The organism is Plesiocystis pacifica SIR-1 (assembly GCF_000170895.1).
Classification (GTDB): Bacteria; Myxococcota_A; Polyangia; order Nannocystales; family Nannocystaceae; genus Plesiocystis; species Plesiocystis pacifica.
Genome location: NZ_ABCS01000042.1, coordinates 13,001 through 33,516, shown reverse-complemented (window position 1 = coordinate 33,516; position 20,516 = coordinate 13,001). Strand labels below are relative to the sequence as shown.

At 71.3% G+C, this 20,516-nt stretch carries 15 protein-coding genes; 7 read left to right on the top strand and 8 right to left on the bottom strand.

Translation table 11 applies throughout. The annotated features are described in order from the left end of the window. Window positions 1–32: 32 nt before the first annotated feature. The gene (locus PPSIR1_RS21060) at window positions 33–3,476 is read right to left on the bottom strand and encodes a P-loop ATPase, Sll1717 family (RefSeq protein WP_006973172.1); all 3,444 of its coding nucleotides are present in this window, start codon (window positions 3,474–3,476) and stop codon (window positions 33–35) included. A 171-nt stretch (window positions 3,477–3,647) separates the two neighbouring features. Here PPSIR1_RS21060 and PPSIR1_RS21055 point away from each other — a divergent pair, with 171 nt between their 5' ends. From PPSIR1_RS21055 to PPSIR1_RS21045, 3 genes are all read left to right on the top strand, one after another. Beyond that, complete coding sequence (locus PPSIR1_RS21055) at window positions 3,648–5,390, top strand: bifunctional aminoglycoside phosphotransferase/ATP-binding protein (protein WP_006973171.1); 1,743 nt, start codon at window positions 3,648–3,650, stop codon at window positions 5,388–5,390. A gap of 26 nt (window positions 5,391–5,416) precedes the next feature. Continuing rightward, window positions 5,417–6,040, top strand: a complete 624-nt coding sequence (locus PPSIR1_RS21050) for an HAD family hydrolase (protein WP_006973170.1) — start codon at window positions 5,417–5,419, stop codon at window positions 6,038–6,040. A gap of 339 nt (window positions 6,041–6,379) precedes the next feature. Then, a complete protein-coding gene (locus PPSIR1_RS21045; protein WP_006973169.1) occupies window positions 6,380–6,757 on the top strand; it encodes a DUF2237 family protein in 378 nt (125 codons plus the stop codon). Here the strand turns inward: PPSIR1_RS21045 and PPSIR1_RS21040 are convergent. The 5 genes from PPSIR1_RS21040 to PPSIR1_RS43365 all read right to left on the bottom strand — a co-directional run bounded on the left by PPSIR1_RS21040 (window position 6,754) and on the right by PPSIR1_RS43365 (window position 11,478). Then, complete coding sequence (locus tag PPSIR1_RS21040) at window positions 6,754–7,626, bottom strand: hypothetical protein (protein ID WP_086001554.1); 873 nt, start codon at window positions 7,624–7,626, stop codon at window positions 6,754–6,756. The two genes, PPSIR1_RS21045 and PPSIR1_RS21040, sit on opposite strands and share 4 nt — an antisense overlap. Before the next feature lie 155 nt (window positions 7,627–7,781). After that, on the bottom strand, window positions 7,782–8,438 hold the full coding sequence (locus tag PPSIR1_RS21030; protein ID WP_157595779.1) for a hypothetical protein: 657 nt from the start codon (window positions 8,436–8,438) through the stop codon (window positions 7,782–7,784). Next, entirely contained in the window at window positions 8,435–9,850 is a 1,416-nt protein-coding gene (locus PPSIR1_RS21025) for an STM4012 family radical SAM protein (RefSeq protein WP_006973165.1), read from the bottom strand. The genes PPSIR1_RS21030 and PPSIR1_RS21025 overlap by 4 nt, the downstream gene beginning before the upstream one ends. After that, window positions 9,847–10,677, bottom strand: a complete 831-nt coding sequence (locus tag PPSIR1_RS21020) for an STM4013/SEN3800 family hydrolase (RefSeq protein ID WP_006973164.1) — start codon at window positions 10,675–10,677, stop codon at window positions 9,847–9,849. The genes PPSIR1_RS21025 and PPSIR1_RS21020 overlap by 4 nt, the downstream gene beginning before the upstream one ends. Window positions 10,678–10,716: 39 nt before the next feature. Then, window positions 10,717–11,478: an HAD family hydrolase gene (locus PPSIR1_RS43365; RefSeq protein ID WP_006973163.1), complete on the bottom strand. Its 762-nt coding sequence runs from the start codon at window positions 11,476–11,478 to the stop codon at window positions 10,717–10,719. A gap of 124 nt (window positions 11,479–11,602) precedes the next feature. Here PPSIR1_RS43365 and PPSIR1_RS21010 point away from each other — a divergent pair, with 124 nt between their 5' ends. From PPSIR1_RS21010 to PPSIR1_RS20995, 4 genes are all read left to right on the top strand, one after another. Beyond that, window positions 11,603–13,063 carry a hypothetical protein gene (locus PPSIR1_RS21010; protein ID WP_157595778.1) on the top strand — a complete coding sequence of 487 codons (1,461 nt, stop codon included), beginning with the start codon at window positions 11,603–11,605 and terminating at the stop codon, window positions 13,061–13,063. Between the two features lie 83 nt (window positions 13,064–13,146). After that, complete coding sequence (locus PPSIR1_RS21005; RefSeq protein WP_006973161.1) at window positions 13,147–13,527, top strand: SpoIIAA family protein; 381 nt, start codon at window positions 13,147–13,149, stop codon at window positions 13,525–13,527. Between the two features lie 208 nt (window positions 13,528–13,735). Further along, on the top strand, window positions 13,736–16,747 hold the full coding sequence (locus tag PPSIR1_RS21000) for a protein kinase domain-containing protein (protein ID WP_006973160.1): 3,012 nt from the start codon (window positions 13,736–13,738) through the stop codon (window positions 16,745–16,747). An 87-nt stretch (window positions 16,748–16,834) separates the two neighbouring features. Next, window positions 16,835–17,524, top strand: a complete 690-nt coding sequence (locus PPSIR1_RS20995) for a hypothetical protein (protein WP_157595777.1) — start codon at window positions 16,835–16,837, stop codon at window positions 17,522–17,524. Window positions 17,525–17,565: 41 nt separating this feature from the next. Here the strand turns inward: PPSIR1_RS20995 and PPSIR1_RS20990 are convergent, their stop codons facing one another. Further along, window positions 17,566–18,837: a fibrinogen-like YCDxxxxGGGW domain-containing protein gene (locus PPSIR1_RS20990; RefSeq protein ID WP_006973158.1), complete on the bottom strand. Its 1,272-nt coding sequence runs from the start codon at window positions 18,835–18,837 to the stop codon at window positions 17,566–17,568. Between the two features lie 493 nt (window positions 18,838–19,330). After that, on the bottom strand, window positions 19,331–20,506 hold the full coding sequence (locus PPSIR1_RS20985) for a metallophosphoesterase (protein WP_157595776.1): 1,176 nt from the start codon (window positions 20,504–20,506) through the stop codon (window positions 19,331–19,333). Between the last annotated feature and the right edge of the window lie 10 nt (window positions 20,507–20,516).

Genomic DNA, 20,516 nt, shown 5'->3' with positions numbered 1-20,516 from the left:
GCCCGATCGGCCTCAGCTGGTTTCAGTTGGCTTCAGTCGGCCTCGAGCTCGAGCTCCAGGTAGAGCGACACCGGGTCGTCGAAGCTCTCGAGCTCGAAGTCCCCCAGGGCCACGAAGCGCTCGCGGGTCTCCGGGGGCAGGGCGGTCCAGGCGGCCCGCGAAATCACGAGGCGGTTTTGCGCGGGCAGCTGGGGCTCGCCGGGACCGGGCCGGGCCCCGAGCCGGTCCTCCTCGCTCACGGCCTCCATGCGGAACAGCCGGTGGACCTCGCTGCCCAGGGCGTCGTTGGCGGCCAGGCGCACCGCGCCAAGGTGGACGTTCAGGCGCAGCGGCGGGTCCGAGAAGCCCGCGCGCAAGCTGTCGCTGGCGGCGATGGCCCGGGCCACGGAGTCGTAGACCGCGAGGAAGCCGTCGCCCGTGCCCTTGAGGACGCGCGGGGCCGAGACCTCGCGCAGGGCCTCCTCGAGCAGGTCGAGGCGCTCGACGAAGTGGGTGTCGCCGAGGTCCTGGACCATGCGCGTGGACTTGACCATGTCGACGAGCAGCATGGCGACGACGACTCGGTCGGTGGCGGAGCCCCGGGAGGGGCGCTTGGCGGGCCGCCCTCGGACCGGGCCGGGGCGCTGGGTCTGGGCCTCGGCCATGGCCCGCTCGGGGGTCGCCGGGCGAGCCGGAGCGGGCGGGGGCTCGGCGGGGGTCTCGAGGGGCGGGAAGAGCTCGAGCACCGCGAGGTAGAGCTCGTCGAAGCCGCTGCGCTCGAGGTTGGCGCACAGCCGGCTGTAGGCGTCCGTCGACGCGACCAGCTCGCGGGCGAGGGAGAAGCCTTCGCCGGCGCTGAGGTGGCGCTCGAGCTTGGCGAGGATAGCGAAGATGGCGTCCTCGAGGTCCTCGTCGATGCGCTCGCCGACCTTGAACATGGCCCGCTGGACGTCGAGCATGGGCCCGAGGTGGCGCGGCCAGGACAGGCCGTGGCCGATGGCCACGTGGCGGAAGGGCCGGAAGTGGCCGCCCCCGGCGAGGCGGGTGATCAGGGTCTGGAGGGCCGGGTGGAGCAGGTAGTAGCGCGAGCGCGGGAGCTGGCGCAGGGAGCCGGCGACGGCGTCGTGGGGCTGGCGAAAGCGCTGGGTCTTGCGCTCGGTGCTGGGGTCGCGGGCGATGACCCCGAGCAGGCCGCAGTCGTAGAGCTCGCGGAAGGGGTGGTAGGCCTCCTCGGCGTTCTTGCCGTGGAGCTCGTAGTACTCCCGGTCCGTCGGCATGCCGTGGAACTCGCACCACAGGTCGACGAGCTCGTCGTGGGTCAGCACGTTGTAGGGCAGGGCGGCCAGCAGGTGGTTGCGCTTGTCCCGGTCGTGGAGGACCTCGAGGAATACGCGCATCTCGTCGAACACGTTGGACACCAGCAGGCTCGCCGAGGTCTCGCGGACGATCTGCTTGAAGGTGCCCTCGTCGAGGGAGCGGCGGTTGCGGCTGATCTCGGACGCGATGATGACCAGGTCCCGGGGGCGGCCCAGGGTGTGGCGGTAGATGTAGTCGAACACCGCCTCGCGCCGGCCCACGGACGAGGCGCGGACCAGGTCGAAGATCACGAAGTCGCGCAGGGGCAGGCCCTCGTAAAAGCGGGTCAGCTTCTCGAGCATGTCCTCGAGGTCGCGCTTGGAGTAGCGCAGCACCGAGGCCGCGCCGAACAGGTTGGTCTTGATGTCCGACTCGTAGCTCGAGAACGCCTCTTCGCGGATGGTTGCGAACACCTTCAGGTGGCGGTTGGTGTTCATCAGGTCCCAGGCCGCCTCGATCATCCCGGCCTGCATGTGCACCCAGGCCCGGCGCGGGAGCTGGCGCAGGGCCTGGTCGAGCTTGTCGACGAACATGAACATGCCGCTGTGCAGGGAGCGGATCTTGTGCTCGAGGAAGCTCTCGGTGTCGTCGATGAGCCGGTTGACCTGGCCAAAGGGCAGGCTGAGCAGCTCCTTGACGACGACCGTGGGCTGGGCCGGGCGGCCCTCGACCATGGCGCGCAGGCGCTTGGGGAAGTGCTGCAGGTCCTCGCGGTCCTGGTCCTCGTCGACGAGCCCGGCGTGGTTCGAGACCGCGGCGACCCGGAACGCGAAGGCCCACAGCCGCTTGCACTGGGCCAGGCTCGACATCAGGTCGATCTGCGCCTGGCGCATGCTCGGCAGGTCGCCCATGAGGTCGAGGTAGGGGCGCCCCTCGGGGATCAAGCGCACCGCCCGGCCCTGGTACTGCTCGCTCAGGGCGAAGCGCTTGTAGGTCAGCAGCAGGGTCTTGCCGAGGCCCTTGGAGCCCGTGACGAAGTGCTTGTTGCCGCTCTCGAGGAACTCGTGGACGACCGCGTTCTTGAAGGTCATCTCGCTCAGGACGCGGATGTCGATCTGGTTGGCGTCGGAGGCCCAGCTCTCGATCTGCGGGCTGCCCTGGGCGGGCTGGCGCTGCACGAGGTCGAGCTTGCTGGCGAGCACGCCGCTGCGCCCGCTGGGGTGGCTGGCGTCGACCTGGTCGGCCGCGCCGGCCAGGGCCGCGAAGGCCTCGAGCAGCTCGCTGGCCGTGGAGAAGCGGTGCTCGATGTCGCGGTGGGTGCCGCGGGCGAACCACGCGTCGAAGCCCGCGGGCACCGGGGCGACGCGCGAGGGGACCACGGTATCGCCGTTGCAGATCTCGTTGATGAGCTCGACGATGGACTCGGCCTGGAAGGGCCGGCGCCCGGTCAGGCACTCGAAGGCGATGACCGCGATGGACCACAGGTCGGCCCGGCGATCGACCTGTCGGGAGTTGTCGATCTGCTCCGGGCTCATGTAGCTGATCGTGCCCAGGCGCATGCCCACGGAGGTCAGCGGCCGGGCCCGGGCGTCGGGCTCGAGGCCGAGCTTGACGATGCCGAAGTCGAGGACCTTGGCCGCGGTCGAGGCCGGCTCGGGCGGGGCCAGGCCGGTGTCGCCGGCGCCCAGGGGCCCAGGGGTGTCGACGAGGAACACGTTGCCGGGCTTGAGGTCGCGGTGGATGATCTGCTGGCGGTGCGCCCGGGTCATGGCCGCGCACACGTCCTCGAGCACGGCCAGGGTCGCGGTGTAGTCGAGCGGGCCCCGCTCGAGGCGGCGGGCCAGGTCCTCGCCGTGGAGCAGCTCCATGGCGATGTAGGGCACGCGCCGCTTGACGTCGACGTCGAAGTCGAGGACCGAGACCACGTGCGGGCCGCGGAGCTTGGCGGCGGCCCGGGCCTCGCGGAAGAAGCGCTCGCGGGCGCTGTTGGTCTCGACCAGCGCCGGGTCCATGAGCTTGATGGCGACGGGCTCTTGGAGGCGCAGATCCATGGCGCGCCAGACCCGTCCCATGCCGCCGCGGCTGAGGAACTCATCGAGTCGCCAGCGCTCGCCGACGACCTCTCCACGCACGAACTCGCCGGCCGGAGGAGAGACGAGGGTATCGACGGGGTTCGTCGACACGCGGGTGTCTTTCGCCATCGGGCGGAGACTATCAGCTGGACGCACGGGCTCCTAGGCGCGGCGCGTCAGCCCACATTGCACCACGGCGGGGCTCGGGTGGAAGCGAAATCGAGCCGGAAGTCCTCGCGTTGGCGCACGCAAATCTAGCCCCCATGGGCCGCCGTGGGCCCCGCTAGGCTGACTTCGAGCATGGAACTCGAAGCGCTGATCGAGGGGCTGTCCCGCCCCGAGGCCCACGTCCTGCTGAGCGCCCGGGGAGCCCCTCCCGAGCGCATCCACACCCACATCTCGGTGGTCTTCCTCGTCGACCGCGAGGTGGTCAAGATCCACAAGCCCGTCGACCTGGGCTTCCTGGACTTCACCACCCTCGCGGCGCGCGAGCGGGACTGTCGCGCGGAGGTGGAGGTCAACCAGCGCCTCGCGCCGGGGGTCTACCGCGGGGTGCTCGCGATCGTGCGCGAAGCGAGCGGCGAGCTGTCCGTGCGCCCGGAGACGGCCCCGGGCGCGGGCCCCTCGCTCGGGCCCGAGGAGGCGATCGTCGAGTGGGCGGTGTGGATGCGCCGGCTGCCGGACTCGGCGACCTTCCGCGCGCTGCTGGGGCGCCGGGCGCTGCGGGCCAGCCAGCTCCAGGCCCTCGCCGAGGTCCTCGCGGCCTTCTACGCCGAGGGGGCGGACCAGGCCGCGGCCCACCCCGAGCTCGCGCGCCTGGGGGACCGCGCGGCCGTCGAGGCCAACGTCGAGCAGAACTTCGAGCAGCTGGGCGCCCTCGTCGAGGCGGCCCACGCCCAGGGGGAGCCGCCGCCCGTCGACGCCGAGCTGCTCGCGCGCCTCGAGCAAGCGACGCGCGCGGTGCTCGGGGAGGTCGGGCCGCGCCTGCATGCCCGCCACGAGGCGGGGGCGATCCGGGATACCCACGGGGATCTGCGTCTAGATCACGTCTACGACCTGCGCTGCACCGGCGAGGGGGAGCAGTGGTTGGTCGAGGACGGCCAGAGCGGGACCCAGATCGGGACCCAGGTCGGGACTGGGCCGGGGGCCGAATTGCTGCTCCTCGACCGCATCGAATTTGGCCCGCGCTTTCGCTGGGCCGACCCCATCTCCGACGTCGCCTTCTTGATGATGGACCTCCAGGCCCGGGGCGAGTGGGTCCTCGCCCGGGGCTTCGCCGAGGCCTTCGCGGACGCGAGCGGGGGAGACACGGCGGAGGCCATGGCCGCGCTGTTGCCCTTTTATCTGGGCTACCGGGCGACGGTCCGGGCGAAGGTCGCCGCGATGGCCGCGGCCGAACCGGAGATCGGCGAGGCTGCGCGGGCGCGAGCGCGGACCAAGGCCCAGGCGCGGCTGCTGCTGGCGCTGACCGAGCTCAGCGACTCGAGCCAGCGCCCCTGCCTGCTGCTCGTGGGCGGGCTCCCGGGTACGGGCAAGTCGGTGCTCGCCCAGGGGCTGAGCGAGCGCGGCGGCTTCCAGTGGATCCGCACCGACACCGTGCGCAAGTCCCTGGCTGGCCTCGCGCCGAGCGAGCGGGGCAGCGCCGAGCTCTACTCCAAGATCTGGACCGAGCGGACCTACGCCGCGTGCCTGGCGGAGGCCGAGGCGACGTGCACGGCGGGCGGCCGGGCGATCGTCGACGCGACCTTCGTCAGCGGCGCTCGGCGGTCCCAGTTCGTCGACGCGGCCGCGCGCTGGGGGGTCGCGGTGCACTTTCTGGTCCTCGACCTCCCGCCCGAGATCGCCCGCGCGCGCATCGAGGCCCGGGCGGGCGAGGGCAGCGACCCTTCGGACGCCGACTTCGCCGTGTACGAGGCGCTGAGCGAGCTGTGGTCCCCGGTCGACGCGAGCGCCTGCCCCTGGGACAGCGTCGACGCAAGCGGGACCCCAGCCCAGACCCTCGACGCCGCCTGTGCCGCGCTGACCCGAGCGGGCTTGCTCTGAGCCAAAGAGCGATCTAACCCAGCGCCGTGGCGGTCCGCGGTCTGGTCTTCGATCTCTACGGCACCCTGGTGACCCGGGGCCAGGGGTGGAGGGCCTACCGCGAGCTCATCTTCGCCTTGCCGCCGTGGAAGTGGCGCTCGACCCGGAGGGCCGCGCTGACCCAGGCCGTGCCGAGCATCGCCGAGTTCCACGCCCAGGCCGGGGTCCGCCGGGGCCCGGGCCCGGCGCACTACGAGCGCTTGGTGGAAGAGGGTCTGGCCCAGGTCGAGCTCTTCCCCGAGACCCTCGAGGTCCTCGAGCAGGCCCGGGATCAGGGCTTGGCGTTGGCGCTGCTCTCGAACCTGGCCGCGCCCTACAAGGCGCCCGTGTTCGAGCTCGGCCTCGCCGAGCGCTTCGACACCCTGGTGTTCTCTTGCGACGAGGGCGTGGCCAAGCCCGACCCGGGGGTGTTCTCGCTGACCGCCGCGCGCCTGGGGCTCGCGCCCGAGGAGCTGGTGATGGTCGGCGACAGCGTGCGCGATGACATCCGCGGCGCGCGGGGGGCGGGCTTCGCCCGGGCCGTGCACATCGACCGGCGCCCGGGCAAGCGAGCCCCCAAGCGCGACCGCATCGGTCATCTGTCCGAGGTCCTCGACGGGCTCAATCGATGATGATGTAGCGTCCGCCAGCTTTGAGCTTCGTGCGTGTCTTCATGGCTGCGTCCTTTCCGAGTGCTCGGGGGCGCCCGGGATTGGGCGTCGCCGTGACTTCAGACTGTGCCCGCCAGTCACGTGAATCAAAGGACGCGTGCTCATGGGTAGATGACTGCCATTCATGGTGGTGTCTTTGCTACCTGGCGCGCCGAGTCTCCGCCCCGCGCGTGGACGCCCGAGGTGGCCAAGGGGGTCGCGTTTCGTCGTCGGGGATCAGCGCGCACAGCGGATACGCGCTGCCTTCTGGGCAGGGGCGCCGTGCCACCGAGCGCCGATGGGCTATGGTCGGAGCGCGCCATGACCACCAAGGACAGCAAGAACTTCTTCGGCACCGAGCTCCGGCTGTGCAGCGCTTCGCCCATGACGGGCTGGTTCCGCGACGGCTGCTGCCACACCGACGCGCGCGACCGCGGCAGCCACACGGTCTGTGTCGAGGTGACCGCCGACTTCCTGACCTTCTCGCGCTCGCGCGGCAACGACTTGAGCACCCCGCGCCCGGAGTTTGGCTTCCCCGGGCTGGAGCCCGGGGATCGCTGGTGTCTGTGCGCGGCTCGATGGCAAGAGGCCTACGAGGCCGGCATGGCGCCCCACGTGATCCTGAGCGCGACCGAGGAGAGCGCCACGAAGATCTGCGATCGCAAGGCGCTGATGAGCCTGGCCCTGGATCTCAACTAGCTCTGCTCGAACAAGGCCGATGCGTGCGTGGCCGTACGCGCCAGCTCGGCCCATCGCTCGAGCACCTCGACGCCCGTCTCGCGGTCGATGCGGGCGCGCTCGAGCTCGGACACAGTGAGCCCGCGAAGCTCCAGGAGCGCGAGCACCATGGTCTTCAGCACATGGCGGCGGCCCTCCGCCAGCCCCTGTTCTCGACCCTTCTCGAGCCCCTCCTCGTGGCCGAGGTGATAGGTGCCGCTTCGGCGCTCGATCTCCATGAGGCGATCGTCGTCGGGGGCGAAGGGAAATTCTTTGATCAGCGTGAGGCGCATGTCTTTGTCTACCGCGGCCAAGATCGTGGTCGCGTCACGCATGCGCCGTTCGGCGGGGAGCCGGGACACGACCTCGAGGCCCCAACGCGCGGCGTCGAGATCACCCCGGCAGGCGTGCAAGGCTGCGCCCAGCACGGCTGCGCTCGGCCTGGCGAGCGCTTTGGCCATGTCGCAGCCCACCGGTACCCGACTCGCGTCGAGCACGATCACCTCGAAGCGGGGCGGCCCGGTCTCGGCCCAGGCTGCCAGCTGTCGGGACACCGCGGCGCTGAAGGACACCACCACGACCCAGGTTTCGCGCGCATGCTCGTCGGCCAGCGCAGCCTGATAGTGGGGGATTCGCCAACGTTTTTGCCCGTTTGTGCGGCTCTGGACCTCGACGGTGAGCACCAGGCCCCCGCCACGGCCCGCGCGCCGTTGGCCGTCCGCGACCAGCACGAGATCGGGCAAGAGCTGTCGCCGCGCCAGATCCACGTCGAAGGCGTCGAGCGCCCCTTGCCGATCGAGGAGCGTCTCGAGACCGGGTGGACGCTCCACTCGAGCGAGCACAAAAGCCATCCATGGGTCGTCTCGAAAGAGCGCGAGGATTCCTTGATGAAGTGCGCCAGGCATCGCTGCCTCTTCGGCCCCGGCGCTCGTGCCTTGCAGCCGTAGTGCGCTCGGGAAGGTCGAGGCGGCCCGTAGCCTGGCCACACGCCCGTCCAAGCGGCCTGCTAGTAGCCGAGCTGAATCAGCAGGAAGCCCGTTTTGGTGTAGACGAGCATCGCGGCCGCGTCGGTGCCGCTGACCCACAGCCCGTCGCCGAGGGCTGGACCCGACGCGTGGCCGAGGCGACCGCGGACCAGCGTGGTTTGGCCGTCCTCGGTCTGGGTCCAGCGCGCGACGTCCCAGGCGGCCATCCACGAGAGATCGGGCGGGAGCGCGTCCGAGGGCGGCGGCATGGGCTGGCCGATGTCCGGCGCCTCGGTCATGGGCGTGGGCGTGGCTCCGATGACCTCCGTGGCTCCCGTGGCGAACTGCACCTCGATCGTGAGCCCGCCAGAGTCGGGGTCGAGGGCGAGCACGGCCCGGTCGTCGCGGCCGTCGCCGTCGAGGTCGAGGGTGTGGCCGCAGTCGATCTCGAGCTCGGCGATGCACTCCGCCTCGTCGCCGCACAGCTCCTCGGCCAAGGTGGCGAGGTGATGCTGACAGGCCTCGGAGCGCGCTCCGGCGTCGGGGCTGGGATCGGGCTCTGGCTGCGGGGACGTCTGGGACTCAGGCTCGGCTTCGGGCTCGGCCGGCGCCGGATCGGCTGGCGACTCGGGAGCGAGGGCGGGCACGGGCGCGCACGCGCAGAGCAGGGCGAGGACACAGAGCGTTCGAGGGTTCATCGCAGTTCGTAGTCCCGGGAGGCCGCGCGCACGGCCGGTGAGTTCAGCCAGGGCGCGATGGCGTCGGCCCACTCGAGGCCGAGGGTCGTGGGGCGCACGGTCGCGCCGTCGTCTTCGAGCAGCCCGTGTGCGCCGAGCTCGGCGAGGGTCGAACCAAAGTCCGCGTCGACGGTGGCGCCGAAGCGCTCGACGTAGGCCTGGCGCTCGAGGCCCGCGACCTGCAAGAGCGACTGGATCAGCCAGCGCCGCCGCTGCTCGTCGCCGTCGAGGACGAAGCCGTGGCGGGCGTGCTCGAAGTCCGCCCGCGTGCGCCCGACCCACTCGCCGACGATGCTGCGGACCCCGGCCGCGCCCACGGCCCAGTCGTCGGAGTAGTGCAGGCTACGGGCGTAGGAGCGCGCGCCCACGCCCAGGCCGATCATGCCGTCGGCCTGGCAGCAGTAGGCCGGGCCCGGGTCCAGGCCGAGGCTCGCGGGCGGGCGCTGGAACATGCGCATGGAGACCTGCTCGTAGCCGGCCTCGAGCAGCCGCGCCCGACCGGCGCGCAGGCAGGCGATGCGCTGGTCGTCCCAGCTGCGCGCGCGCTTGCCCAGGCCCGTCAGCGGGCGCTGGTAGAGGGGGTAGAGGTAGACCTGCTCCGGGGCCCAGCGCATCGCGTGGTCGATGTCGGCGACGAAGTCCGCGGGGGTCTGGCCGGCGATGCCGTAGATGAGGTCGACGTTGAGGATCGGGAAGCTGCGGGCGCGGATGCGGTCGAGGGCGGCCACGGCCAGGGGAGCGGCCTGGGGTCGACCCACGGCGCGCAGGCTGGCCTCGGCGAAGCTCTGGACCCCGATGCTGATCCGCCGGGTCCCGGCGGCCTCGAGCACGGCGAGGCGATCGTCGGTGCAGGTCTCGGGGGAGGTCTCGACGGAGCTCGGCGTGGTCGGCAGGTCGACCCCAAAGCGCTCGCGCAGCCGGACGAGCAGGGCCTCGAGGGCGCCGGCTTCGAGGAAGGTCGGCGTGCCCCCGCCCAGGGCCCAGCGGGCGAAGCCGGTGTCGGCCTGGCCCACGCCCACGGCCTCGGCGACGGCGTCCATCTGCTCGAAGAGCGTGCTCAGCCAGCGAGCGGGCAGCTCCTCAGGCGGGTGCTTTTGCGTGAACAGGTTGCAAAAGCCGCAGCGGACCGCGCAAAAGGGCACGTGCACGTAGACAAAGAGCGCCCGGCGATCTTCCTCGGCCCACAGCGCGCGCAGCTCGACGGGGGGCGCGAGGGGCCGGTAGGCGGTCTTGTGGGGGTAGGCGTAGCCGTAGGCGATGAAGGGCGAGCCGGCGAGGAGCTCGGCCACGCTGCTGGTCACCTGGCGTTCGGTGCTGGCGTAGTCGAGGACTCGGTTTTGCCCGATGGCGGAGCGAGTTGGGGTCGAGGTCACGGTGCGCTCCCTGGATCGGGATGGTGGGGCAAGATGGCTTCGGCGTAGGGGACCTCCCAGACGACGGGGTGGCCCAGGCGGTGCCCGACGTAGCCGTCCTCGCCGTAGGCCGTGCCGTGGTCCGAGCACACGACGGCGAGCAGCGGCGCGCGGGCCTGAAGGGCGGCGAACAGCGAGGCGAGCTGGGCGTCGACGTAGGCCAGGGCGGCGCCCTGGGTCTCGGCGTCGTCCTGGGTGCGTCCGGGGAGGTAGTGGCAGTTGGGCTGGTGCAGGGCCGAGACGTTCAAGAACGCGAACACCCGGCGCGCGCGGGGCAGGGCGGCCAGGCGCTCGCGCAGCCACGCGACCTGGTGCTCCGTCGAGCGCGGGCAGGCTACGCCAAACTCGGGGCACCAGCGGGCCTCGTCGAACAAGGCTGGGAGCACGCGGCCCAGGGGCGTGAGCTGGTTGAAGAAGCCGACCCCGCCAGCGCACAGGCTGCGGTAGCCCGCGCCGCGGAGCCCCGCGACGATGTCCGGGGCGTCGAACACCGCGGTCTTGGGCCCGGTGGTCTCGCTGCCGGGGAAGGCCAGGGCGAACAGCCGCGGGTGCGGGCCGGGCCGGGCCGGGGTCGGGAGGAAGCCGGCGAAGAAGGCCTGGTGGGCGGCGTAGGTGAAGTTGCCGGGGGAGTGGCGGCGCTCCCAGGCTTCGCCTCCGAGCAGGCCCGCGAGGGTCGGCGTCTCGCCGCGCCGTCGCGCCGCCTCGGCCACGTCGTAGCGCAGCGTGTCCAGGGTGATCAGCAGGACGTCGTGGCTACCGATGCACGCCGCGGCGTCGAGGGTGCTCATCAGCCCCAGGTGTAGCGTCGCCGGCCTCGCCTGCCAAGCTCAGTCGACGCTCGGGGCCGCGAGGTGTTGACGGATCGCCCGGACCGCCGCGGGGAAGTCCGGGCAGCGCAGCGTCGGGGGGCGGAGGTCGTCGGGGTAGGGCTCGGCGAGGTCGGCGACCCAGATCGTCGCCAGGCCACAGGCGGCCGCGCCGTCGATGTCTTCCCGGGGCGCGTCGCCGATCATCAGGACCTCGGCGCGGGCCGAATCGGGGATGCCCAGATGGTCGAGGGCGGCGCCGAACAGCCGCGGATCGGGCTTGGCGACGCCGCGCTCCCCCGAGATGAAGGCCGCGTCGAGGTGCGGACGGGCGGGAGCGCTTCGCCGCGACCACCATCGACGGCGATGGGTGATCGGGCGGGCCTCGGTGAGGAGTTCGAGGCCCGCGGCGCGCAGCTTGGCGCGCTGCGTGGGCCCGCCGCCGTTGCTGACCAGGACCCGCGGCAGCCCGGCCTCGGCGAGGGCGTCGAGGGCCGAGCGGACGGCGGGGTCGGGGCGCAGCTCGGCGGGCAGCTCCCGGCGGATCCGCGCTGCCAAGCTGGCGGGGTCGGGGGCTAGGCCGGGGCGGCTCGCGTTCAGGGCCAGGCTCAGCTCGACCAGGTCGCGGCCGCTGTCGCGGTCGAGGCCCATCAGCGCGTCGAGCTCTGCGCTCGCGGATACGCCCGCGCGCCTGCGCAGCCAGGCGGCCAGGGCCGCGTCCCGGTCGACGAGGGTCCCGTCGAGATCGACGAGGACGGCGCGGATCGTCGGGGGCAGGGGCACCGCGCCCAGGGTAGCCGGCGAACTGCCCGGTCGGCGCCTGGTTTTTGCGGGCTGCGAGTTGGCCTATGGTCGCGGCATGGCTTTCGTTCGTGGACCCTGGGACCTCGCAGCTCCGCTCTCGCTCGTGATTGGCGCGACTTTGCTCGCGGGCACGGGGTGTAGTGACGACGCGAGCGACGAGGGGGCGGGGCAGGACGAGGTCGGCGAGACGGAGACGGAGACCGACAGCGAGACGGAGACGGAGACGGAGACGGAGACGGAGACCGACACCGGCGGCGTCGAGCCCGTGGTCGAGTGGCCGCTGCTGGACTGCGACCCCCTGGTCCCCGAGCACTGCGCCATGCCCTTCCCCAACAACGTCTACACCGTCGAGGACGCGGACGCGCCGACGGGGCGGCGGCTGGCCCTGAGCGAGGCCGCGATGCCCGTGGGCGGCGGCCACGTCCCGGACCCGAGCAGCTTCAACCGCAGCGACGGCTTCTCCACCGGCGGCGCCCTCATGGCCTTCCTCCCGGGCGCGACCGTCGAGGGCCTGGCGACCCCGGTGACCATCGGCGAGTCCCTCGAGCCCGACTCGCCCACGGTCGTCATCGACGCCGAGACCGGCGAGCGCATGGCCCACTGGGCCGAGCTCGACATGTCCCACGGCGTGGACGATCAGCGCGCCTTCATGATCCGCGTGGCCAAGCAGCTCGAGCCCGGGCGCCGCTACATCGTGGCGATCCGCGGGGTGCTCGACGACCAGGCCCAGCCCCTCGCCGCGAGCCCGGCCTTCGCCGCCCTGCGCGACGAGACCCCCTCGGAGGAGCCGAGCGTCGAGGCCCGCCGGGGGCTCTACGCCGACATCTTCGCCCGCCTCGAGGACGCCGACATCGCCCGCGCGGACCTGCAGCTGGCCTGGGACTTCAGCACCTCGAGCGTCGAGAACACCACGGGCTGGGCGGTGCACATGCGCGACGAGGGCATGGCCCTGGTCGACGAGGGCATCGACTACGCCATCACCAACGTGACCATGGACCCGGCGCCGGGCCTGGCCATGCGCCTCGAGATCGACATGGAGGTGCCGCTCTACCTCGACGATCCGGGCGCCGGCGGGAGCATGCAGTTCGGCCCCGACGGGCTGCCCGAGGCCGTCGCGACCGCGACCTATCCCGTGCTCGTCGAGCTCATCCAGCTCGAGTGGGACCGGGCCGAGCCCGCGGGCTACTCGCGCCACGTGATCCTCGACCCCCTCCCCGGGACGGCCGAGAAGGAGGTGCTGAGCCTGGTCTCGATCGGGGACCACCAGGTCTCGACCCTCGGTGCCCACGTCATGGCGCGGGAGCTCGGCATCCCGCAGATCGGCCCGGCGAACCGTCCGGAGCTGTTCGGCATCGACGTCGTCGATCAGCCCTACACCGGCTCGGCGATGGTCGAGTACGACTTTGGCCTGCCCCCCGAGCCGATCATCAACGTGCCCATGACCGCGGGCGAGGACCCCCACGGCAAGCTCGCCGAGGTCGAGGCTGCGGCGATGACGGTCGAGCAATTCTTGCGGACAGGCGTCGTCGAGACCTTCTGCGACGGCGCCTGCGATCCAAACTGAGGGGGCAACCAGCGGCTCGGTGCCAGGCACGCGGCTGCACCCCGCGCACCTGGCAATGGTGTATGTCCGGCGCGAGGCCGGGCATGAAGCACGAGTGCTACTGGGACGAGACGCGAGGCTGCGGGCGGGTGCGCTTCGTCGGTGAGATCGGCGAGGGCGAGGTCGCCGAGCTGATGGCCAAGATCGAGTCGGTGTTCGACGGCGGCGACGCGCGCCTGCTCCTGGTCGACAACCGCGCGAGCCCGATGCTGGTCAGCCGCAGCGTGCGGCGAGCCTTCGAGGAGCACGCCGCCGGCTTTCGCTTCGATCGCCTCGCGCTCGTCGGGAGCACCCACCTCAACCGCATGGTCGGCCGCATCGTGCTCGGCCTGATGGGGCGGCTGTCCGAGGCCAACTTCTTCGTGACCGAGGAAGAGGCCCTGGACTGGTTGTTCGCCGATCGAGCCCGCGCGCGCGTGGGCTGACGGGGCTCGCCCACGACGACGCGAAGCTCGACCGTCGCAGGCGTGTTGCCAACGGGCATCGATCTTCTCACGCGAGCCGACGCGGGCGTGCGCAACGGAGGCGAACGATGGGGGAACGCGAGACTCCCCGTTCCCAGCCCGCAACGGGCCCGGAGCGGCTGAAATCGTCATGGCATCGAAGGCAATCGCGTGTAGCCTGAGTGCACGAATGGAGCTGGAGACCAAGTTCGAGAGCGACACGGTCGTCGACGCCCTCGTCGGGGTGAGGGAAGACGGCGAGGCCCTCGAGGTCGACGCCCTCGCGGCGCACAGGCGCCTCCGGGCCCAGCTCTTTCCCCACCTTCGGGAGCTCCCCCCGGCGGTGACCATTGGCCGCTTCACGATCGTCCGCAAGCTCGGCGAGGGCGGCATGGGGGTGGTCTATGCTTGCTACGACGAGCGCCTCGATCGCAAGGTCGCCGTCAAGCTGCTGCGCTCGGGCAAGGGGGGCGAGCGCAGCGTCGCCCGGCTGCGCCGCGAGGCGATGGCGCTGGCCCGGCTCTCGCACCCCAACGTGGTCCAGATCTACGAAGTCGGCGATCTCGAAGACGGGCTCTTCCTGGCGATGGAGTTCGTCGTCGGGGCGACCTTCGGGGACTGGCTGCGCGGCGAGGCCCGGGACTGGCGCGAGGTCCTGCGGGCGCTGATTCAGGCCGGCCGAGGGCTGGCGGCGGCGCACGAGGCGGGCCTGGTCCATCGCGACTTCAAGCCCGACAACGTCATCGTCGGCGAGGACGGGCGTGTGCGCGTGCTCGACTTCGGTCTGGCCCGGGGCGGGCTCACCCGGGAGGCGAGGGCGCTGCACACCGAGGCCGCGAGCGCGGGCGGAGGTGCCCGGGTATCCCTCGACCCGAGCGAGGCGGAAGGCCCGACCCTCGACGCGTCCGAGGCCGACGAGAGGGCGGCCCTCGAGCGGACGGAGAGCGTCCCGGGCAACTTGCTCGCCCGCTCGCTGACCCAGCACGGCACGCTCTTGGGCACGCCGGCTTACATGGCGCCGGAGCAGATCGAGACCCAGCCGTGCACGGCGGCCAGCGATCAGTTCGCGTTTTGCGTGGTCGCCCACGAGGCCCTCTACGGCGCGCGGCCCTTCGTCGCGACCAACCTGCTGGCGCTCAAGCGCAGCATCGACGCGGGGGAGATCGGGCCCGTCTCGGCGGGCAGCCCGGTCCCTCGGCGGGTCCACCAGGCCCTCGCGCGGGGCTTGGCCGCCGCGCCCGAGCAGCGCTGGTCGAGCCTCGCCGAGCTCCTCGACGCGCTCGAGGCCAGCGTCGAGAACCCGCGCCGGCGGGGCGGGGTGATGCTCGGCGCGCTGGCGATCGCGGCCCTCGCGGGCGGCCTGGCCCTCGCGGGGGGCTCGGCCACGCCGGAGCCCTGCGCCGTCGATGCGAGCGCCCTCGCGGGGACCTGGGACGCGCAGCGGCGCGCGGACTTGCAGCGCAGCTTCGAGGCGAGCGGGCTGGGCTTCGCCGGCGCGGGCTTCGAGGTCGTCGCCGGGGCCCTCGACGACTGGTCGACGGGCTGGGTCGACGAGCGGCGCGCGGCTTGCCTGGCGACTCGCGTCGAGGGCACGCAGTCCGAGGACCTGCTCGATCGCCGCGTGGCCTGCCTGGACCGCAAGCGCAGCGAGGCCGAGGCCGTGGTCGAGGTGTTGCGCGGAGCCGACGAGGACCCCAGCCGGGTGTCCCGGGCCGTCGAGCTCCTCGACGGCTTGCCGAGCCTGGAGGCCTGCGCCGATCCGGACTTGCTCGACGAGCCCTTTGCGCTGCCGAAGTCGCCGGAGCGGGCGCTGGCGATCCTCACGGGCTTCGAGGACGTCGCGCGGGCAGAGAGCCTCTCGATATTGGGGGACGTCGCGGGCGCTGCGGCCTTGCGGGAGGAGCTGCGCCAGCGCAGCGCGACGGCGGAGCACCCACCGCTGCGCCTCGAGGTCGAGGCCCTCGCGGCCAAGGAGGCGTTTTGGCGTGACGACTACGGGACTGGCGTGACGATCTTGCTCGCGCTGGTGCGTGAGGCGGAGGGCCTGCGTCTGGATCGCTTCGTTGCTTCTGGCCGAGTGATACTGGCCCGTCAAGCGGCGGGGACGTGGTCCCAGCCAGCCCGTGAGGCCGACCTCGTCGCCGAAGCAGAGGCGGCCCTAGCGCGGGTCGGTGGCGGCGAGCCCAGGCAGAAGGTGCGTCTGATCCAGGCTCGCGTCCGCTTGCTCGAGCAAGCGGGAGAGCACGAGGAGGCGCTCGAGGCCCACGAGCAGGTCATCACCGAGGCCGGAGAGCTGCCGCCCCACGCGGCGGCGCGTGCTCTGCTCGAGCACGCGCGCCTGCTCGCGGCCCTGGGACGGTTCCCCGAGTCCGAGGGCGCCCTGGATAGGGCCGGGGAGTACGTGGCGTCGCTCGGCGAGGGGTCGCCGGCCGCGGCCAACTTGGCCTTCGATCGCGCCATGTTGGCCCTCGAGCGCGGTGACTTCGAGGGTGCTGGCGAGCAGCTCGAGCGGGCCGAGGCGATTCGGCGCGACGCCTTCGGCGATGCGTCGAGGCCGGTCGCCGAGGTCCTGTTCGCGCGCTCGAAGCTGGCCATGGGAGGAGGCGAGCTCGAGCGCGCGCTCGAATGGGTCGAGGCTGCCGCGAGTATCTACGCGGCGCGGCCGGAGCTGGGTCCTGGGCTGCTCGAGGATGTCGAGGAGGCGCGCGGGGTGTTTCGTTTCTTTGCCGGGGACTTCGAAGGCTCGATCGCCGCTTATGAGCACAGCTTGAAGTTGCGCACGTCCAGGTTGGGCTTGGAGCACCCCAGCGTCGCTCAGCTCCACGCCAACATCGGCGAGGCGCGGGCGGCCCTCGGTGACCACGAGGGGGCGCTCGAGGCGTATGGGCGGGCCCTGCCCATTCTCGTGCACGCCGAGGCCATGTTTGGCGACGCCCTGGCCTTGGCGCTCAAGGGGCGCGGTCAGTCACGTCTGGCCCTCGGCGAGACCGTCGAGGCCATCTCCGATCTCGAGCGAGCGCTCGGTGTGGTGTCCGCGGCAGAACCTCACGAGCGCGCCGACATCCAGGCCTCCCTCGCCCAGGCCTTGCGCGATGCAGGGCGAGAGCGCGACCGAGCCCAGGGGCTGGCCGCGCAAGCTGCCGCTGGTTTTCGGAGCCTCGACATGGTCGAGCGCGCCGAGCAGCTCGAACGAACGTTTTAGAGAGCTCGCTTGATTGCTCTCACCACCGACGCTGGCGAGCGATGGACCGTCGGCGTGTACAAACCCCTCAACTAAGGACGAACGATCATGGGCACTGCATGTCCCTTGCGCTGGCACGACGGCAACATTTGGCAGATCAATCTCTGGAACAACTGGAATGCGCTCGTCGACACCTGGCCCCAGCCAGGCACCTACGACTGCACCGTCGAGTCGGACGGCTCGACGAGCTACACCACCTACTACGTCGTCTCGACGAGCAACATCCAGAGCCCGCCGCCTCGAGACCTGATCGCGTGCGGCCAGGCTGGTGATGGCGTGAATGACGAGTTCACGATGGACTTGTCCACGAGCAACAGCCACTACATCCAGGCGCTGTCGCTGATCAGCGACGACCCCGTCTACAAGGTCAAGTGGTCGAAGTCTGGGGACACGGATACGATGATCCACCAGACCAGGGCTCAGCTGACGTGGAGCGCGAGGAGCTCGTCGTGGACCTACCTCGATGACGATGGCCAGCCCCAGCCTCTACCGGAGGACGGCGTCCTCTCCAACACGGTCGCCCCGGGGGTCGCGCCGCAGCTGGAGATCATCAACACGGACTCGAAGGGCGCGGACGTCTCGGTGATCTACCAGGGCCGGGACATCGTGGACTTCGCATACAGCGCGGACCACACCTTCACCTACGACGACCCGCAAGAGAGCGGCTCCATGGACTGGCACGTCGAAATCTGGCGCTCTCAGAGCGACTGGGTGCCGTTCAACGTCTCGGGGAGTTGACCGCCCCGTGCGAGGGTGTCGGCCTGTACGGCCGGCGCGCCTCAGCGGACGTAGACCTGCAGGTAGTTCTCGCCCGCGCCCGACTGGCCGGAGTTCAGATCCAGCGCGTTCGCAAAGCCCAGGTGCGGGAACTCGGTGGCGGCGAACTCCGGCGGGCACACGCCGCAGGGTCCGTGGGGCCCGATGCCCGACTCGGCCGGATCGTCGAAGGGGCAGCCGTCGCCCCAGTTGGCGCTCCACACCGGGCCGAAGGTGGCGGTGTTCGAGGGCGAGCCGAGGTCCTGGCAGTCGGTCAGCGGCCCGTCGTGGTCGCCGAGGTTGAAGTAGAGGTCGGTGTCGCACAGGGGCCCGGTAGCCGAGAGGGTGCTGCCAGGGGCGAGCTCGAAGCTGTTGCCGGCCAGGGCCGGGTCGCACACCGGGGAGCCGAACTCTGCGATCACGGCGCCGTAGGACTTGCTCCCGTCGCCGACGCCCGGGTAGTGGGCCCAGACCCCGGAGGGCTGGTGGACGAAGAGCACGTCGGTGAAGGGCAGGACGTGGTAGGCGAGGGACATGAAGTCCGAGGTCGGGGCGTCGAGGCTGCCGACCTCGCCGACCTCGTTGGCGAGCATCGCCCGGTTGTTCCACGTCCACGTGGCCGTGCCGTCGTCGCTCGCGGTCATGCCGAGGGTCCAGCCGCCGCCGTTGTTGCTGGATCGGCACAGCACCTCGAAGGCCTCCTGGGTGCTGCCCGGGCCCGTGCCGTCGATGTCGATCAGGTAGACGCCGTCCTCGGCGTTCGGGTCGAGGAGCTGGAGGTGGGCGCAGCTCAGCGGCGCCTCGCACATGCCGGCGGGGTTGCAGTTCGGGAAGGCGCAGTCGTCATCCTCGACGCAGGCGCCCTCGACGGCGCAGCCCTGCTCGCAGCTCCCCCCGCAGTCGACGTCGGTCTCGTCGCCCGAGGCGATGCCGTCCGAGCAGCTCGGCGGCGCGCACAAGCTGGTGCACTCGTCGGTGTCGTCGTCGTTGGCGTCGTCGCACTCCTCGCCCTCCTCGACCTCACCGTTGCCGCACACGGGCTCGTCCTCGACCACGCAGACCGAGCCCTCGCACACGAGCCCCGGGTCGCAAGAGCCTCCGGGCGTGCACGGGCAGCCCTCGGTCCCGAGCACGCACGAGGAGTCGTCGGAGTCGGTGCTGGTGTCGGTGTCTTCGGGTTCTTGGCCGCTCTTGTCGACGCTGAAGCAGCCCGGGAGCAGGCACGCGAAGGCGAGGGCCAGGGGCGCAAAGAGGACGCGACGAGACGCGTTGGCGGGGGAGGGGAGGGTAGCCATGCAATCTCCGGCGGCTGGGAGGGCCGCGGCCGGGTCAGCATAACTCGGGGGGTCACTGGGCTGAAGATGTGAACGAGCGCGCACGTTCGCTCCAGGTCACCTGCGCGCGCCCCTCGGCCCTCCCGCGGGCGGGGCGAGGGCGCTCGCTCCCACCGAGCATGTCTTTGGCCTCGGCGTGGCCCGACTGCTGGAGCACGGCTCAGAGGCTGTGAATGAATCCAGCACAGCCCCTGACTATTTTAGCCGTCGTGGACGACGCCACGCCCTCCCTGCCCCACGTCCACGACTCAGGACTGTGAAGTTTTCACAGTCTCTGACCACTTTAGCCGTCGTGGACGACGCCACGCCCTCCCTGCCCCACGTCCACGACTCAGTCTGAGCGCGCGACGCCCTGGGTTCGGGGGCTCGGGTATCGCGCTCGGTCGAAGCGGCAAACGCGGAGGCCAAGCTCGGCTGGAGCGATGTCCGCACATCGCCGACCGCTGCGCTCGCCCTACTTGACGATGACCTGCTCGTAGTCGAGGACGCCCTCGAGGTCGTACATCGCCACGGTCATCTCGTTGCCCGTGATGCTCACGTAGAGGAAGCCCTCGCGGGTGTCATCTTCCCACACGTCGGGGTTCTCGTCGTCGCACAGGAAGTTGGGGTAGTGGTGCTCGAGATCCGAGGTCTTGGCCGACGCGCCCGCGAGGAAGAAGTAGGTGTTGCACACCGGCGTCTTGAAGATCTGGCGGTTGTGGTCGTGGCCGCTGATGTAGGCGTCCATGGTGCCGCACACGTAGTCGTCCATGAACGACTTGACGTCGCCGCCCGAGACGACCGGGACCGCCGGGAAGCCCTCGTAGCACCCCGCGTTTCCGTGGGCGCCGTTGGAGATGTAGGGGTGATGGGCGAAGGAAATCTTCCAGGTCGCGGTCGAGTTCGCCGTGGCGTTGCTGAGCCAATCGGCCTGCTCGTCGTAGTTGCGGTCCCACATCAGCTGGCTCGAGTCGAAGGCGAAGATGTCGACGGTGGTGCTGCCGGCGACTTCGCTGAAGGTGAACCATTCCTTGGGGAAGACCCACTTGGGGTTGGCCAGGGCGTAGTCGAGCTGGGGCTGGCCGCGCCACCACTCGGCGCTGGTCTGGCCGTAGTCGTGGTTCCCGAGGGTGATGTAGAAGGGCATGTCGAGATCCGCGTAGGGCATCTCGAACTTGTCGATGAACTGCGGGTCGTCCGGGGCGTCGACGCCCACGTCGTAGAAGTTGTCGCCGAGCAAGAGCGCGAACTGGCAGCCCCGCTCCTCGCAGATCACCTCGGCCGCGGCCGCGACGGCGTACTGCGCGTCGTTGCCCTCGCCTTGGTCGCCGAAGGCCACGAACGAGACGGTGCCCGCCTCTTCGCCCGTGTCGGTCTCGGACTCGGTCTCGGACTCGGTCTCGGTGGCGGACTCGGTCTCGCCGGTGGACTCGGTGTCGGTGGACTCGGTTCCGCTGGTGGACTCGGTGTCGCCGCTGCTCTCGGCGCTCTCGTCCTCGCCGACGACCTCGTCGCCCGCGGTGTCGGTCGGGCCCGCCTCATCCCCCTGGGTGTCCCCGTTGGTGTCGGTCGGGGATCCGTCGTCGGCGCAGCCGGAGGCGAGGCAGACCAGCGCGAGGGACATCACCGGGAGCAGAGCAAGACGATGCATGCCCGGAAGA

Bases quoted from the DNA above. Each gene is read 5' to 3' on its own strand.
- PPSIR1_RS21030 (WP_157595779.1), bottom strand. From the start codon at position 8,438: ATGAACCCTCGAACGCTCTGTGTCCTCGCCCTGCTCTGCGCGTGCGCG.
- PPSIR1_RS20995 (WP_157595777.1), top strand. From the start codon at position 16,835: ATGGGCACTGCATGTCCCTTGCGCTGGCACGACGGCAACATTTGGCAG.
- PPSIR1_RS21020 (WP_006973164.1), bottom strand. From the start codon at position 10,677: ATGAGCACCCTCGACGCCGCGGCGTGCATCGGTAGCCACGACGTCCTG.
- PPSIR1_RS21055 (WP_006973171.1), top strand. From the start codon at position 3,648: ATGGAACTCGAAGCGCTGATCGAGGGGCTGTCCCGCCCCGAGGCCCAC.
- PPSIR1_RS21005 (WP_006973161.1), top strand. From the start codon at position 13,147: ATGAAGCACGAGTGCTACTGGGACGAGACGCGAGGCTGCGGGCGGGTG.
- PPSIR1_RS21040 (WP_086001554.1), bottom strand. From the start codon at position 7,626: ATGGCTTTTGTGCTCGCTCGAGTGGAGCGTCCACCCGGTCTCGAGACG.
- PPSIR1_RS21060 (WP_006973172.1), bottom strand. From the start codon at position 3,476: ATGGCGAAAGACACCCGCGTGTCGACGAACCCCGTCGATACCCTCGTC.
- PPSIR1_RS20990 (WP_006973158.1), bottom strand. From the start codon at position 18,837: ATGGCTACCCTCCCCTCCCCCGCCAACGCGTCTCGTCGCGTCCTCTTT.
- PPSIR1_RS21045 (WP_006973169.1), top strand. From the start codon at position 6,380: ATGACCACCAAGGACAGCAAGAACTTCTTCGGCACCGAGCTCCGGCTG.
- PPSIR1_RS21000 (WP_006973160.1), top strand. From the start codon at position 13,736: ATGGAGCTGGAGACCAAGTTCGAGAGCGACACGGTCGTCGACGCCCTC.
- PPSIR1_RS20985 (WP_157595776.1), bottom strand. From the start codon at position 20,506: ATGCATCGTCTTGCTCTGCTCCCGGTGATGTCCCTCGCGCTGGTCTGC.